Origin of the sequence: Nonomuraea sp. K271, from assembly GCF_009908215.1 — a bacterium.
In the GTDB taxonomy this organism is placed as follows: domain Bacteria; phylum Actinomycetota; class Actinomycetes; order Streptosporangiales; family Streptosporangiaceae; genus Nonomuraea; species Nonomuraea longispora.
This window is the reverse complement of record NZ_JAAAHR010000002.1, coordinates 13,236-29,206: the sequence shown is the minus strand read 5'-3', so window position 1 is coordinate 29,206 and position 15,971 is coordinate 13,236. Positions and strand designations below refer to the sequence as shown.

Below are 15,971 nucleotides of genomic sequence, written 5' to 3'. Positions count from 1 at the left end.
TCAGGGGGTGGCGCCGGTCAGCTCGGACCGCACGGCGGCCGCTCCGGCGACCATGGCCGCGAGCTTGGCCCTGGCGACAGGCGCGGAGACGTTACGCAGCCCGCAGTCGGGGTTGATGACCAGCCGTTCGGCCGGGACCAGGCCGAGCGCGCTGCGAATTCTGGACGCCACCGCCTCCGGGGTTTCCACGTCGGAGGACTTGACGTCGATGACGCCGAGCCCGATCGTGCGGTCCCAGCCGAACTTGTCGATCACCGGGAGATCCGCGTAGCCCTTGCGCGCGAACTCCAGGACGAGCTGGTCCACCTCGGCGTCGAGCACGGCGGGAAACAGGAAGTCGTAGTGTCCCTCCCACGAGGGGCGCGCGTAGCGGTTGCCGTAACAGACGTGCAGCGCCCAGGTGACGTCGACGCCCTCGGTGACAAGGTTGACGGCTTTGATCGCCGTCTTCACCTCGCCGGGGTAGCCGGCCAGGATGGGTTCGTCGATCTGCAGCAGCCGCGCACCTCGCGCGGCCAGGGCGCGCGCCTCGGCGTTGAGCACGCGCGCGATCGCCGTCACGAGCTCGTCGGGGTCGTCGTACGCCTCGTTCCGCACCCGCCGCGACAGTGAGAACGGCCCGGTGAAGGAGAACTTGACCGGGTCCGAGGTCTGCTCGGCGGTGAAGGAGAAGTCGTCGGCCAGCATCAGCGGCGCCGTGTCCGTGACCGGCAGCCGCTCGGTGACCCTGGCGTCGTAGTAGTCGAAGTAGAAGTCCTTCGCCGTCTGCGGGATGTCGATGCCCGGCATCCTGGCGAGGAAGTAGTCGATGTCGTTGTCGCGGCGCAGCTCGCCGTCGGACACGACGTCGATGCCGGCCAGCTCCTGGTCCCGGAGCGCCGCCTTGATCGCCATGTCGTGCAGGTCCCGGAGCTGCGCGTAGCTCATCCTGCCGCGGTAGTAGTCGGTTTTCAACCGTTCCATCCACTCCGGGACGGGGTAGGAGCCGACGACACTGGTGGGGAGCAGCGGCAGCCCGCTCATCAGGTCGGACATCAGTCCCTCACCTGCGCCGTCATCGTGACGATGTTGCCGCCCACCCGGTGCGCGAAGGGCGCGTAGTGCACGTCGAAGCCGTTGCGCCGGCCCACGTGCGCCAGCAGCGGCCCGTTCACCCAGTTGACGACGGACCCCTCGTACTTGCCGGGGCCCCGGAAGTCGGTCCGGTACGCCTGCACGTCGGTGACGAACAGGTCGTGGCAGACGAGCCTGCCGAACGGATGCAGCAGTCTCAGGCTGTCGGCGAAGCTCGCCACCGCCCCATTGTTGACGTGCATGCGGATGTCGGCGCCGGATTCGAGCAGCGGCCGCAGCAACTCCCCGCTCATCTCCGGCGCGAGGGCGTAGAGGTCGAGCCCGGCCAACGGGACGTACCTCTCCTCCAGCCTGACCAGGTCCCACACCGCCCGCCAGAAGGCGACGGCGGCGTCCACGTCGGCGAACCGGGCCGGATCGGCCTCGGCCAGCAGCCCCGGCCCGAGCCGCAGCAGCTTGCGCACCAGGACCGGCAGCTCGTCCACCGTGACCCCTGCCGACTCGGCGAGCCCGGCCACGCCGGCGTCGTCGAGGTAGGCGCGGACCTGCACGCAGTGGGTCCGCCCGCCCAGCTGGACGACCTCGTCGGTCGGCAGGTTGTCATAGACGTTGGAGACGTAGACGAGGAAGACCTTGTACTTCAGGAAGCCGAGCGAGGTGCACGGCGCCGTGGCGTCCAGCACGAACGAGCTGATCCGCGCCCGGTGCTCGCCCACCGCCTCGCGGGCCAGGTCGAGCACATGCTGGGAGTAGTCGCACATCATGTAGTGCAGGCGCCGGTAGTAGTCACGCCCGTGCTCGGCGTCGAGGGCGCGGAACTCGTCCAGGAAGACCTTCGCCTGACCGCCGTTGCCCACCCCGAGCTCGACGACGTAGAGTTCCTCGGGCAGGGCGTCGCCGTCGGCCAGCGCGTCCCAGACCTCGAAGAGGTCACGGATCACGTCCCGCGCGGCGTCGTGGTTGTGCGCGTCGCTCTCCCCGCCCGGCAGCGCCTGCTCGTATCCCCGGCCGGTGGACTTCTCCCAGAGGCCCAGATCCTTCCAGTAGCGGGCGTTGAACTCCCAGACGCAACTGCCGCTGCCCGGTCCCCAGTCCTCCAGCGGAACCCGGACGCTCTCCCGCTGCCGCCGCAGGGCGGCGGTGACCTCCTCAAGGGACATGCCGGCACTGCGTCGTACGTCGACCGCGATCTCGATGGCGTCGTCCCGGACACCCAGGGGCACGATGGCGGGACCGGGTCCCGCGCTCAGTTGCGGGCGCAGCAGGATCGGCCTGACGTCGACCACCTCGCGGAAGTTCGACTTGTACTGGACCCAGTCGCACACGAGCCGGACCTTGCCGAGGTCCGTGGATACCTCTCGCAACGCCTCGACGACAGGCGCCAGCGAGGTCATTAGGTCCAGGGGACTCGTACCGCTGAGTTTGGCGTGGGGCCGGAAGTCAACGAGCATGACCGATGCCCTCCATGGGATGGCGGTGGTGATCGGGAAGCGCGGCCGGCGGCCGGGGGATGCCGGCCCGCCGCAGGATGTCGGGCACGCCGTGCTCGAAGCCGAGCGCCATGAGGTGCACGCCCGCGACGCCGGGGATCGTGGCGAGCCGCTGCACGGCCTCCACGCACATCCGGATCCCCTCCTCGGCGACCCGGCCGGCGGGGACCCCGCGCAACCTCCGGTCGACCTCGTCGGGAACGTGCACGCCGGGGACGGCGGTGCGCATGTAGTCGAGGGCACGCAGCGAGCGGATGGGGCCGACGCCGGCGATGACCTTGCAGTGGTCGGTCACGCCGAGCTCCCGCAGGTCCGCCATCCAGCGCTCGAACACCTCGAAGTCGAACACGTACTGCGTCTGGACGAACTCCGCGCCCGCGCTCACCTTCTTGGCCAGCCGGCGGGCCCGGAACCGCGGCGGCGGCGCGAACGGGTTCTCCACCGTGCCGATCAACCAGGCCGGGCGGGCGGGTACGGCCTTGCCGGAGAGGAGCACGCCGTCGTCCCGCAGGGTGCGCGCGGTCCAGACGAGCTGCACCCCGTCGAGGTCGAAGACCGGCTTGGCCTCGGGATGGTCGCCGAACCGGGGATGGTCGCCGGTCAGCAGCAGCACGTTCGGGATGCCGAGGGCGCCCGCCGCGAGCAGGTCCGACTGCAGGGCCATGCGGTTACGGTCGCGGCAGGTCAGCTGCATCACCGGCTCGACGCCGGCGCGCTGGGCGAGCACGCTGCCGGCCAGGCTCGACATCCGGACGTTCGCCCCCTGGTTGTCGGTGACGTTCGCGGCGTCGACCCAGCCCTGCAGCAGCTCCGCCTTGCGGGTGACCGCCTCCGCGTCGGCCCCTCCGGGCGGGCCGATCTCGGCGGTGACGGCGAACCTGCCGGCTTCGAACGCGGCACGCAGCCCGCTCATCGCGGACTCAACCCCAGCTCGCGTCGCAGCAGCGGGCGGGGATCGTCCTCGCCGTACGCCACCCCCAGCCCGTCGTCACGCCCCTGCCAGTAGTTCACCCACGAGCTGCGGTCCCATTCGCGGTGATCGACCGGGCGCTGCAGCAGATCGAGGTCGGCGCCGTGCCCCGCCCCCTGCGCCCGCTCGATCGCGGTCACCCAGACGCAGACCAGATCGGGATGCACCTCACAGCGGCCGTCGGCCGCCACGCCGCCGCAGGGGCCGTTGCGCAGCTGCTTCGGGCAGGTCATCGGGCAGGTGTAGCCGGTGTCGGGCAGCGCGCACTGGCCGCACATGCGGCATCCGTACAGCTGCTCCTTCGCCACCCGCTCCACCCGGGTGAACCACCGGTACGCCGGCCGCCTGCGTTCGAGCCAGGCCGCGAGCCTCCGGTACAGGAGGTTGGCGGCGAGGACACGGTGCAGGCCGTAACTGAGCCGAGCCCCGATCCGGGGAACTACAGGGCGAGGCCAACCGCCACCGCCCGCACGCTGCTCGCCGAAGCCCACGATCAACTCCCTCTGGCTGACGGCTCACCGTCGACGCCGGTGAATGTCGTTCAACCGCTGAGATCGAGGCTGCCAGAGCGCTCAACGCGTGTCTTAGGCCCGCGCACCAACGCTGAGGGGCCGTTCATTGTGACGACCCACAGGGCGGCTCAGGTGTCGTCAGTGGATCCAGCCGGCGTCGGTGGCGATCCTGATGGCGTCGACGCGGTTACGGGCGTTCAGCTTCGTGACGATCTTCGTCAGGTGGTTGCGCACCGTTCCCACCGACAGGTGGAGCGTGGCCGCTATCTCCTCGGCCTCCGCCCCCTTGGACGCCAGATGCAGAACCTCGATCTCGCGTCCGGACAGTGGGTTCTCTCCGATGTCCCAGGCGGACAACGCGAGCTGGGGATCGACGATGCGGCGCCCGGCCGCGACTCCCCGGACGGCGGCGGCGAGCTGGTCGGCCGGCGCGTCCTTGAGCAGGAACCCGGACACCGACACCGCGAGCGCCCGCCGAAGGGTGCCCGGCCGGCCCATCCCGGTGAGGATGAGCGTACGGCAGGCCGGCAGCTTCTCGTGCAGGATCTGCGCGGCGGTCAGGCCGTCCATTCTCGGCAGGTCGATGTCGATGACGGCCACGTCGGGACCTGTCTTGAGCGCCGTGGGCACGATCATGTCACCGCTGTCCACCTCCGCCACCACGGAGATGTCGGGTTCCAGGGCGAGCAGGGCGGCCAGCGCTCCTCGCACCATGTGCACGTCTTCGGCGATCAGGACCTTCAGCTCCAGCATTCCGCCCCCTGCACGTCACCTTCCAGCATGTCCGAGCTGCGGTGACTATCGCAATCGTGTCAGCCGCTCTCACAAGAGAGCGGTCACCTTGAACCACCCGTCCTCGACAAGGGCCTCCAGCCGCCCGCCGACGCCGTCCAGGCGCCGCGCCAGATCGCCCACACCATGCTGGCTGTGCACCGGACGCGGACCCGGAGGAAGCTCCACCCCGTCGTTCCTGATGGTCAACCGGCCGTCCTCTCCCTCGATGACACACCGGCGGGCGGTGCTGTGCCGCAGGATGTTGGTGACCGCCTCGCGCAGCACGGTCGCCAACACGGCGTCGGTCTTCTTGTCCAGGGTTCCGAGGCGGAGATCGACCGTGACCTCGATCCCGGCCGCGGCCAGGATCGCCCGCGCGGAATCGACCTCGCCGATGAAGGAGATGTTCCGGTAGTCGCTGGCCACATGGCGCACGTCGGACAGCATGCGCCTGAGCAGCTCCAGGATTCTCTCCAGCTCCGTGTGCGCTCGGGAGGGAGTCGTGCCCAGCAGGCGGCACGCCAGCACGCCTTTGAGCGCCACCTGCGACAGGCCGTCCACGAGCACGTCGTTCAGCTGGCGTGCCATACGCAGCCGTTCCCGCTCGACGGCGGCGTGCGCCAGTTCGCTGCGCGCGGCGTGCGTCTCCGCCACCATGGTCACCAGCCAGCTCACGCCGTACACGACGAGGCCTGTGAGCAGCGTCGAGATGGTGAGCCAGGCGCCCATGCTGACGCTCGTCCCGGTCAGCACCGCCAGCGTCAGCACGGCACCCCCCAAGGCGGCATACAGGACCCACCGCACCATGCCGGTCACCACGAGCAGCACGGCCGCCGCCACGAACCCGCCCATGCCGCCCCAGGGGGCGTGCAGCCAGGCCAGCGGCAGGAAGGCGGCGGCGGCCTCCACCAGCAGTGCGGCCCAGCGCATCCAAGGCTTGCGCAGCAGCCCGAAGGTGAGCAGCAGCTGCATGACGAGCATGATCGCCACGCAGGCCGCGGCGCCCAGCACCCCTGCCGCCCCGGAGTACATCCAGACGATGTTGAGCAGCATGGTGACGGCGTAGCCGGCCAGCACCACCACAACGATGCCGGACGCCATCTTCGGCCCCCATCGTTGTGCCACCCCGGCCTCGCGCGTCCAGCCGGCCGGCGAAAAGCCGTCCGTCGAATGACGATCGGACGGCCCGGCCTGGTGGCGTGCCGGGGCCTCGGCCGTCAGGTAGAACCAGTCGCCCTCGCTCCTGGTTGTCAAGCGTCCGCCGACCTCCGCCAGGCGTGCGGTCAGGTTGCCCAATCCGTCGCCGCGGTCGGTGAGGTCGTCCGGAACCGCGTCCGCTCCGTCGTTGGCCACCTGGAACCTGACCGTGTCGCCCTCGACGACCAGCTCGATCTGGCACTGCTGCGCCTTGCTGTGCCGCAGCACATTGGTAATCCCTTCGCGCAGTACGACCGCCATCACCTCGTCCAGGCGTCCTGCGAGCGTGACGTCGGGGATGCGGATCCCGGCTTCGATCTGGGCGGCGGACAGGGTGGCGGCGGCGTCTGTCTTCTCCTCGGCGAGCGACATCCGGCCGTATCCACCGGTAACGAATTGGGCGCCGACCGTGGCCTGCCGTACCACATCCAGGACGTGACGCATCTCCTCGGAGGCCCGCGCGGGAGCGGCGGGCAGCAGGCGGTAAGCCAGCTCGTACCGGAGAGTGATCGCGGAAAGGTCGTGTCCCACCAGGTCGTGCAGGTCACGGGCGACCCGCAATCGTTCCTGCACGACCGCCATGCGTACAAGATCGCTGTGGGAGTCGCGCAACTCGGCGGCTATCGTCGACAGCGACCCGACGGCGTACAGCATCAGGCCGGTCAGCAGCGTGAAGTGCACGGCGTAGACCAGGTTGAGCGGCTCCCACGGCTGTCCCTGCAACAGCGCCGCGACCAGCACCGCGGCGCCCACCGCGAGGTAGAGCACCCACCGCGCGCCGCCTCGGATCACCAGCAGCATCGAACCGGCGAGGAAACCCGCGGCGGCGCCGAACTGCGGCCCCACCCAGGCGGCGGGAGCGAACGTGGCGAGCCCTTGCACCAGAAGCGTGACGAAGCGGACCCGGCCCGGCCAGCTGAGCGCGCCCTGGCCGTAGTGCGCGAGCTGCAGAGATACGACAACGCCCAGACAGCACAGGAAGGCGAGCAGGCCCGCGCCGCGCAGGCCGCCGGCCACGACGGTGATCATCGAATTGGTGGCATAGCCAACTGCGACGGTGGCGGTGACGGCCCACGCCACGCGCCGCGTCCGCGGTTCCGCGGACGCGAGCCGATCACGCTCCTGACCATGTAAGTGCGGGCCCACTACCATGCCCCCCTTCGCGGCTAGACCGCCTTCCTGCCAGCTTGCTGATCGTCAGATCGGCCAAGGTGACGTCGCGGCCTCTCCGTGGCACAAGGCCGCGTTCCGGTGCCCATGCACGGAACATCGCCGATCCGGAGCTCCCGCCGGACCCCGTCGGCGGCGGCGGAAGGCACGTTGATCGGGTCAACGGCGCCGCGGGCGGGCGGCGACAGACTGCTATGAGCCTCGAGACCCGCCCTCGTCAGGCGAATGAGTTGCCGGCACGAAGGGTCGGCCGGGTGCTGAGAGCCGACGACGATGGCCGCGTGCGATCTGGCTGCTCCGACCTGGGCCATGACCGGCTCTGGCACATTCGGCGACGGGAACCCCATGGTGAGCAGCTCGGCATTCGTCGTGATCGGGTTCCACCTCCGATCCCCACGCCAACCGTGGACGGTACACCGGGAACATCTTGCCACACCTCACCGGTCGCCTTAATACACAGTGAGATGATTCCAGCGAAATCGTTCGAACGACTGCGATTTCTTGGACGCCGTCCGTGGCACATCCGTGGCACATCCGTGGCGTTGAGGGCCCTCCGGCAGGTCACCGTCGGCTTCAGCAGAGTGACAGCGCAGCACTAATCCTTACCTATTTCGAGCACAAATACCTACCGAAATTCACTGAAACTATGTCACTCATTGATGGTTGCACGACAGAGGAACATTTCCGGGCAGTCGACGACGCCACCCGGAACATGCGAAAAATTATTCGCGAAACACGCAACCGTAGGAAAGTCGCACCATTGGCCCGGACCTGCGGATTGGGCCGCTCAACCGGGTCGAAGGTCGCCCGGGTCACCGCGCACCGTGGACGCGCGGTGAGCGGTGGTGGCCGTCGAATGCCGTTCAGGTCGTCTCGTCATCCGGCATCAACCGGTGCGCCAGATCGGCCCAGTGCGCGTCATTCACTTCGTGCCAGCCGGTCACGGCCGCGTCGTCCCCCGGATGCGGCTTCCTGCCGAGGACGAGAGCGCCCACGCTGGATTCGATCCGCCAGTCCGCGCCCAGGGCGTCGGCCCACCGTTCGATGTCCACGCATTCCAGCGGGTATACGCCCAGGCTCAGTCCGGCAGCCACCAGGCACAGGGTCTGGGTGAGCATGCCGACATTTTTCAGGATCATGGCGTAACTGAGCCCGTTGTACTTCCAGGACAGACGGCGGAACCGCGCGGTGATGACGACGAGAGCGGGCGGCAGGTCAGGCATCTGGGCGACCAGCCGCGCGTTCTCCAGCGCGGCAACGACGGCGCGTGTTTCGCTCGGCAGAGCTCGCAGCCCGTGGCTCAGCGGGTCGTAGCGGTATACACCTTGCGAGATTCCGTTGCAGTCACCCACGACGACATACAGTTCCAGCTCGTAGCGCGAGCCGACGCTGAGGTACGGGCGATCGCTGGTCTCCTCGGGCGAGCCCGGTGGGCCGCTCACCGAGCGCACCCTGGCCGCGCGGTACAGCAGCTCGCCGAGTTCCCGTGCGGTGAGCGGTCCCGCGGCCGGGCGCGCCCCGTTCGCCGCCTCCACCGCCGCACTGAGCGGCGGATCGACCGCCACCAGCGCCTCCCAGGTGGGCCGGTACAGCCTGATGAGGCCGGTGTCTCCGGGCGGCACGACCACGGGTTCGATGCCACGCCTGTCCCCCACCGGATGCGTCGCCCCAAAGGCCAGGTCGTGCCTGCCCAGCGTGGAACGGCTGTGGAAGAGCAGGTTGACCGGCGACCATGAGATCAGCGCGTCGTCGGTGTCCTCGGCGAACTCCACCGGACGAAACGGCTCGTCGCGTTCCGCCCCCACGACCATCCCCGCCGCCGCCAGGTACGCGACGAGGGTGGAGAAGTACGGTGGAGCGTCACGGACCGCGTCCGGCCTGGTCGGCCGCCTCAGGTGACCGACCAGGCTCATGGCTTCGGCGGTGTGCAGGAGCACCCGATGCAGTGCCAGGGGTGATTCGAGCCGATAGTCCCTGCCGTTGGTGTTGATGACCGCGAACCTGGACAGGCGAACCGGAACGTCGGCGGCCACGGGGATCACCCGCAGGCGCGACCGCTGGACGAGCGGCACCACCGACACCATCGGCTGCTCCCGATCCACGCCCAACGAGCGCACCACCAGGGGGTCGAGGCGGTCCAGCAGGCGATGGAGCGTGGCCAGGTCCGCCTCGTCGCTAATGACGTTGTCCAGGTGAATCGGTCCCAGGCTCATCCGCCGGAGCGCGTCGAACACCGCCGGCCCCGGATGGGGCACCTCGATCTCGTCCCAGCGGCTGTGCAGCACCAGGGTCTTGCCGTGGGGGGCGGCTTCGAGGTGGACGTCCTCGCGAAAGGACCACAACGCGTGCAGGTCGCGTCTCTTGTCCCCGAATCCGGCAGCCATGATCGGTTACTCCTGCGACTAGAGGAAGAGCGGGGTGGGGTTGAGATCCCGGTAGGCGGTGGGGCGGCGCAGCCGCCCCAGCCGGACGGGGACGTCGTACAGCCGGCCCGGGGCGAAGCGGGCCCAGAAGTGCCGCAGGCCGGGCACGGTCACCTTGACGACCGGCATGCCGACGTCGGGCCTGGTCTGGTCGAGCAGGAGAACGTCCAGGTCGTGCCGCTCGGCGATGGCGTGCACGGTGTCGAGATCGGCTTCCAGGTCACTGTGCACGGCCTCGCGGTAGTCGGTGAGGCGTCGTGGCGCCCGGTCCGGGTCCGGGAGCAGGTACGGCTGGTCCGCCGTGGTGGCGTTGCGCCACCACGCCATGAGGTGCTCGTCGGCCGGTGCGTACCCGGTGCCGTCGGCCTTGGCGTCGACCACCGCGGACAGCAGCTGCCCGAGTTCCGTGAGCGCCCGCCGTACGGCGATGCGGACGTCGAAGTGGGCGCCGAAGCCGAGCATGATGTCCTGGGCCGGCTTGTCGGTGCGGCGCGAGATCGCCGCCACGACGGGCACTCCGAGGTCGGAGGTGAGATCGAGCAGCCACAGGGCGCGGTTGAGACCCGCGTAGCCGTCGAAGACCTCGGCGATGAACGGGTCCCCGAACGACGCCTGGTCGATCACCGGTTGCCGGGTCATGTTGTACCACCACAGCGCCACCGCGTCGCGTTCCACCAGTTCGAGGAAGCCCTGCACGGTCGCGTCCGCGAGGCTCGCGCCCGCGGCGTTGCCGTTGGAGGTGGCCCTGAGGGAGGGCACGCCGGCGCCGCCGTTGAAGTAGAGCAGGTCGGTGGGCAGCAGGCGCTGGGCATCCGTCGTCAGCGAACGCACCGGGGTCCAGTCGATGACCGCCCGGTCGTCGAAGGGTTCCGGGATCTGCTGGAACGGCATGGCGCCCGCGTTCCAGCGCACCCGGTCGGCATATTGACGCGGGTGGAACAGCTGGCAGGTGTCCGGGTGGACGGCGTCTCCGCGCAGTTCGTGGAAGCTGCCGCGGACGACCTGCTCGTCGCCGAGCCGGGTGCCGCAGTACCGCTCCACGGCCTCGCCGAGGGCGCTGACCCGCGCCTCCAGGTCGGTGCGGCCTTTGCCGCCGCTCCACTGCCGCACTCCCGCTCCTTCCTCGCCGTCGAGCGCGAGGTTCCTGCCCGACAGGTAGCAGTGGACGAACCGGGGGCTGCGAGGGTCGGGCCGGATGGGGTCGGTGATGCCGGTCACCGGGTCGGCCAGGTGACGGTACCGCTCCCACACGTCTTCCAGCGGCATCGCGCGATGGCTGTTGCCCGGCGTGCTGCCCGTCGCCACCGTGGGCGAGGGGGTCACGCTCACGCGCGTCGTGTCGCGGTCTCCGCACGCGGGACACTGCGGGCGGCTCGTGACCGGATGGCAGGACAGCGCCAGATTCACCGTGTCCAGCGTCCACACCTGCTCGCGGAGCCCGCTTGCCGCGCCGGCCAGCCATTTCGTCAGCTCCAGGACCGCCAGGTGCAGGCCGAGGGCGCGGGTCGGGGCCAGCGACGCCTCGGGCGGGCCCGGCGTGCCCGTGCGGCGTCGGCGCAGCCGCGCCGCCAGGCACTCCCAGCACGGACCATTCTCCGGCTCGAAGGCCGGGCCTACCCAGACGTCGGGTCCGCAGGCGGTGGCCAGCAGCCAGGGCCTTCCGTCGGCCAGCCGTTGTGCGTTGATCTCCGCCAGCCGCGGGTCGAGGTAGTCGGCGCACAGCACCAGCAACGCGTCGGCGCGTCGTTGGTCCTGCGTGACGGTCAGCCCGGCGGCCCGGCAGGCATCGGCCGCGGCCTGGGCGCCCGCGAGCCCGATGACCGCGACCGACGTGGACGTGGCGCCGGCCCCTGCCCCGTCGATGCCGGCGAGGTCCCAGTAGGCGTCGGCCGCGGTCCTGGAGGTCGTCTGGAAGCCGACGAGGTTCGCCTGCGCGAGGCGCCCCAGCATGTGGCCGAGTCTGCCTTCCGACGCCCACGGCGCCATCGCCCGGCGGATCTCGGCCACGGTGCGGGTGCCGTCGAGCAGCGGCGCCAGCCGGTGGACCAGCGTTCCTTCCAGGGCGGTCGTGCCGCGCGCGGAGGTCACGTACACCGCCCCGCCCGGACCCGGGTCCACCCGGAGGTGTCGCTTGAAACCGAGGAACAGTCGGTCTGCCTTGACCACCATGGCCGCCTCACTCAGCAGTAGGTGGGCCAGGCGGGCCGCGCCGGGTCGGCCAGGTCATCGATGACGAGGTCGGCCGCCCAGGCTGCGGGCGGCTCCAGGTCCGTCCTGGTCCACGTGGCGAGCGTGGTGGAGCGGCGTCCTGCCCGGACGTCGGGGCGCGGGAGTACCGAAGCGGTCATGACCTCTCCTTGGGAACGGGGAAGAAACCTGAACAGCCAGATCGTGGGCCGCTTCGAGCGATATTCCTAGTTAGCTGCTCATTAGTGCGCCGTGAATACTTCACGCCGCACAAGTGATCCATTCCGTCGATCCCTCGCTGCCGCGACTCTATTCTGATCGAGAAATAACCGGAAATGGAAGGAAATGCGATGACCAGAGTCCATCGGCGTAGGCGGCCACGGGCACGCGTGTGTCGAGCGCGTCCCGAGATGGACCTGCGCGCCCCGAGCGGCAGGCTGATGCCCTGGTAGGGCGGTCATCGGCGAGGGCCGCCGGCCCTCGTACGGCCCGGGTTGCCGGTGGACGAGAGTGTCAGTGCCCCGACGCTGCGGAAACCTTTGTCAATACGAAGTGAGGAAACCATGACGCAAACTCTGGACCCCACCCATCAAGTGATCGGCAGCTACCTCGAATACGCCGTGATGTTCACCGACCAGCAGCAGACCATGGTTGAGGACTTCGGCATGGACAGGGAAGCGGCCGAGTGCGCGCACCGCGAGATGGCGGCCATGGGCACAGCCAACGCCAAGGTGGTCGCCCGCTCCATAACCGTCGCCTACGGCCCCTGGGAGCCGGTGGCCGGCGAGGTCATGCACGGGAACACAGCGTGAGGGACGCCATGCACCACAACGAGCACAACGGCACGACCGCCGCGATGCCGACCCGCAGATCCCCGGCCGCCCCGAGCCGGCTCGGCCTCCCGAGCACGGTCCTCACCAAGCGTGTCGGGCTGGTGTTGCCCCAGGCGATGCCGTACGCCTCCTGGGAGCGACTGGGCAAGCAGATCGCGCTCATCACCGACTCGTCGACGTGGTGGCTCGGCGACTGGCTCAACTACGGTGAGAAGTCGTTCCCCGATCGCTACCAGCGGGCCATCGCCGGCACGTCGCTCAACTACCAGACGCTGCGGAACTACGCGTGGGTCGCGCGTCGCTTCCCGATGAACCGCCGCCGTGACAGGGTCAGCTTCCAGCACCACGCGGAGCTGGCGTCGCTGGCTCCCGACGAGCAGGACGAGTGGCTGGACCGGGTGGAGCAGAACCGGTGGTCGCGCAACCAACTGCGGCACCAGCTGCGCAACAAGTGTGTCGGCGCCCGCGTGCGCCGACAGGAGACCCCGGTTACGCTGCACATCGACCACTCCAGGGAGGAGCGCTGGCAGCAGGCGGCCGGAGAGGCCCAGCGCACCCTGCACGAATGGATGACCATGGTCCTGGACCAGGTTGCCGATCTGCTGCTGCTGCCCGAGCGGCGCACGAGGAACCTCGCCCTTTCCGCCGGCGACGAGACGATCGTCCTGACGCCCGCCGCACCCGGCAACGTCGCGTCCGCCGAGGCCGGCGAAGCGCTCCTGGTGGCCGGCGGCGGGCGTTCCATGTCATGACCGTCGACATCCGCCCCGCCATGAGCTCTTCGGAGACATGGCGGGGCCTTCCCATTGCCCAGCAGCCCGGCTGGCCGGACCCGGTGGCCTTCGACTCGGTGATCGCCGAACTGCGGTCGCTGCCTCCGCTGGTGACTCCGGGTGAGTGCGACCAGCTGAAGGACCGCCTCGCTGCCGTGCAGCGGGGTGAGGCGGTGGTGCTGCAGGGCGGAGACTGCGCGGAGACGTTCGCCGGGGCGACCGAGAGCACCACCACCACCAAGCTGACATGCCTGCTGCAGGTGGCGGTGGTCCTCACGTACGCGGCGCAGGTGCCGGTCATCAAGATCGGCAGGTTGGCCGGGCAGTTCGCCGAACCGCACCCCCAGCCCACCGAGACCAGGGGAGACGTCACCCTGCCCGCCTATCGCGGCGATGCGGTCAACGGCCTCGAATTCAGCCCGGACGCCCGCATGCCGGACTGCCGCCGGCTCCTGCGGGCCTACCACGCCGGCGCGATAACCTTGAACCTGTGCCGAGCCTTCACCAGAGGAGGCGACGCGTCCCTGCGGCAGGTCCACGCCTGGAACATGGATTTCGTGGCCACCAGCCCGGCGGGCAGGCGGTTCGAGAGGATCGCCACCGAGATCGACCGCGCGTTGGCATTCATGCACGCCTGCGGGGTGGATCCCGAGCAGGTGCACACGGTGGACTTCTGGTCCAGCCACGAGGCGCTGCTGTTGGACTACGAGGCGGCGCTGTCGCGAGTGGACCCCGCCAGCGGCGGAACCTACGACCTGTCCGCGCATCTGCTGTGGATCGGGGACCGCACCCGGCAACTCGACGGCGCGCACGTCGAGTGGGCGCGGCACATCCGCAACCCGATCGGCGTCAAGCTGGGGCCGCAGACCACGCCCGCCGACGCGGTGACGCTCAGCCGGCTGCTCAACCCGGCGCGCGAGCCCGGACGGCTGATGTTCGTCACCAGGATGGGGGCGGACGCGATCCGGCGCGTCCTTCCCCCGATCGTGGAGGCGGTGTCGGCACACGGCTCCCCGGTCGTGTGGGTGTGCGACCCCATGCACAACACGTTCGTCTCCCCCAGCGGGTTGAGGACCCGGTGCTTCGACGACCTCATCGACGAGATCGACGGCTTCTTCGCCGTTCATCGCGCGCTGGGCACGCATCCGGGGGGTCTGCACATCGAGTTCACCGGCGAGGACGTGACCGAATGCGTCGGCGGGGAGCACGACCTGGCGGAAGGCGATCTGCACCGGCGTTATGAGACCACCTGTGATCCCCGGCTGAACAGGCGGCAGTGCCTCGATCTCGCCTTCACCGTCGCCGACCTGTATCAGTCGAGATGAACCATCCGGTTGAGGGGAGCACAAGCGCCCGGCGTCCGCCGGGCGCTTGTGTTCTCACGGAGCCAGCCGTACCGGCAGGCTCCGCAGGCCCCAGGTGAAGTTGGAGGCGTTGTAGACCGGCTCGCCGGCCAGCTCCATCCGCCTCACCTGGCCGATCAGCTCCTCGAAGAAGATCTTCAGCTCCAGGCGGGCCAGCCGGGCGCCCAGGCACAGGTGCCGGCCCGCGCCGAAGGTGATGTGCCGGTTGGGTGAGCGGTCGACGCGGAACCGGTCGGCCTGCTCGAACACTGATTCGTCCCTGTTGGCCGAGACGTTCCAGAGGGTCACCCGATCCCCGACCGCGATGCGCACGTTGCCTATCTTGGTGGGCCGGACGGCGGTGCGCAGCGCGTGCACACCGGGCACCGTCCACCGCAGGACCTCCTCCACGGCGCTCGGCACGCCCGACGGTCCCGCCGTACGCAACAGCTCCCACTGGTCGGGCCGCTCGATGAGCGCCAGTACGCCGCCGGCGGCCGAGTACCGGGTGGTCTCGTTCGCCCCGGCCAGCACACCGTTGCAGTTGAACACGATCTCCTCATCGGTGAGCGGCCGCTCCTCGCCCTGGCCGGTGGTCCGGCGCTCGGCGGCGATGCGGCTGACGAAGTCGGCACCCGGGTTCCGCCTCCGCTCGGCGAGCAGTTCGGTGAAGAAGAGGAAGATCTCGCTGTGGGCTCCCGCGCGCGTCGCCTCGTCGTCTCCCTCGAACGCCTCGGTGGTCACCGCGCCCACCCACTCCCATTCGCTGCGCGGGATCCCCATCAACGCGCACACCACGTTGTTGGGGATCTGCTTGGCCATGTCGAGGAACTCGACCTCGCCCCGGGACACCGCGTCCCGCACGACGGCACGCACGACCTGCTCGACCAGCGCCTGCAGCCGCGGCACCTCGGCGTGGCCGAACTCCTTGGCCAGCACGCTCTTCAGATGGGTGTGATCGGGCGGATCGGAGACGATCAGCATGCGCTGGGCGACGGCCGACACCGCTCCGGGGTCGCTGTCCAGGCGCATCCCGTAACGGGAGCTGAAGGACTTCTGGTCGGTGTACACCCCCACGATGTCGTGGTAGCGGGTCACCGCCCAGAACCCGGGGCCGTCGTCCTCCTCGTGCCAGTGCACCGGGTCGTGCTGCCTCAGCCACGCCAGCACCGGCCAGAACCTGCCCCGGCCGAACAGCTCGGGGTCTTTGAGATTCACCTGCATG

13 protein-coding genes are annotated in these 15,971 nt (G+C 69.7%); 3 read left to right on the top strand and 10 right to left on the bottom strand.

Going from position 1 to position 15,971, the window contains the following annotated elements; genetic code table 11:
* The 9 genes from GUY59_RS00835 to GUY59_RS00795 all read right to left on the bottom strand — a co-directional run bounded on the left by GUY59_RS00835 (position 1) and on the right by GUY59_RS00795 (position 11,958).
* Positions 1-1,035 (bottom strand): methionine synthase, encoded by a 1,035-nt coding sequence (locus GUY59_RS00835; protein ID WP_138198513.1) that lies wholly within the window; start codon positions 1,033-1,035, stop codon positions 1-3.
* Complete coding sequence (locus tag GUY59_RS00830; RefSeq protein ID WP_138198512.1) at positions 1,035-2,468, bottom strand: hypothetical protein; 1,434 nt, start codon at positions 2,466-2,468, stop codon at positions 1,035-1,037. Before GUY59_RS00830 ends, GUY59_RS00835 begins: the two co-directional genes overlap by 1 nt.
* 46 nt (positions 2,469-2,514) lie before the next feature.
* Entirely contained in the window at positions 2,515-3,477 is a 963-nt protein-coding gene (locus GUY59_RS00825) for a methylenetetrahydrofolate reductase (protein ID WP_138198511.1), read from the bottom strand.
* The gene (locus GUY59_RS49740; RefSeq protein WP_252374786.1) at positions 3,474-4,025 is read right to left on the bottom strand and encodes a methylenetetrahydrofolate reductase C-terminal domain-containing protein; all 552 of its coding nucleotides are present in this window, start codon (positions 4,023-4,025) and stop codon (positions 3,474-3,476) included. The genes GUY59_RS00825 and GUY59_RS49740 overlap by 4 nt, the downstream gene beginning before the upstream one ends.
* A 159-nt stretch (positions 4,026-4,184) precedes the next feature.
* Entirely contained in the window at positions 4,185-4,799 is a 615-nt protein-coding gene (locus GUY59_RS00815) for a response regulator transcription factor (RefSeq protein ID WP_138198510.1), read from the bottom strand.
* A 69-nt stretch (positions 4,800-4,868) separates the two neighbouring features.
* Complete coding sequence (locus GUY59_RS00810; RefSeq protein WP_138198509.1) at positions 4,869-7,046, bottom strand: sensor histidine kinase; 2,178 nt, start codon at positions 7,044-7,046, stop codon at positions 4,869-4,871.
* Positions 7,047-8,050: 1,004 nt separating this feature from the next.
* Positions 8,051-9,571, bottom strand: coding sequence for a SagB family peptide dehydrogenase (locus tag GUY59_RS00805; protein ID WP_132330404.1), 1,521 nt, complete (start codon positions 9,569-9,571; stop codon positions 8,051-8,053).
* An 18-nt stretch (positions 9,572-9,589) separates the two neighbouring features.
* Complete coding sequence (locus GUY59_RS00800; RefSeq protein ID WP_138198508.1) at positions 9,590-11,779, bottom strand: TOMM precursor leader peptide-binding protein; 2,190 nt, start codon at positions 11,777-11,779, stop codon at positions 9,590-9,592.
* A gap of 11 nt (positions 11,780-11,790) precedes the next feature.
* Entirely contained in the window at positions 11,791-11,958 is a 168-nt protein-coding gene (locus GUY59_RS00795) for a hypothetical protein (RefSeq protein ID WP_161714317.1), read from the bottom strand.
* Between the two features lie 402 nt (positions 11,959-12,360).
* Between GUY59_RS00795 and GUY59_RS00790 the strand changes: the two genes are divergently transcribed.
* The 3 genes from GUY59_RS00790 to GUY59_RS00780 are packed head-to-tail and all read left to right on the top strand — an operon-like array spanning position 12,361 to position 14,728.
* Positions 12,361-12,609 (top strand): hypothetical protein, encoded by a 249-nt coding sequence (locus tag GUY59_RS00790; protein WP_132330400.1) that lies wholly within the window; start codon positions 12,361-12,363, stop codon positions 12,607-12,609.
* Complete coding sequence (locus GUY59_RS00785) at positions 12,606-13,382, top strand: LmbU family transcriptional regulator (protein WP_138198507.1); 777 nt, start codon at positions 12,606-12,608, stop codon at positions 13,380-13,382. Before GUY59_RS00790 ends, GUY59_RS00785 begins: the two co-directional genes overlap by 4 nt.
* Positions 13,379-14,728 carry a class II 3-deoxy-7-phosphoheptulonate synthase gene (locus tag GUY59_RS00780; RefSeq protein ID WP_236666708.1) on the top strand — a complete coding sequence of 450 codons (1,350 nt, stop codon included), beginning with the start codon at positions 13,379-13,381 and terminating at the stop codon, positions 14,726-14,728. The genes GUY59_RS00785 and GUY59_RS00780 overlap by 4 nt, the downstream gene beginning before the upstream one ends.
* A 54-nt stretch (positions 14,729-14,782) precedes the next feature.
* On the opposite strand, the gene GUY59_RS00775 is transcribed toward GUY59_RS00780, so the two are convergent.
* Entirely contained in the window at positions 14,783-15,970 is a 1,188-nt protein-coding gene (locus GUY59_RS00775) for a cytochrome P450 (RefSeq protein WP_132330396.1), read from the bottom strand.
* Position 15,971 lies beyond the last annotated feature (1 nt).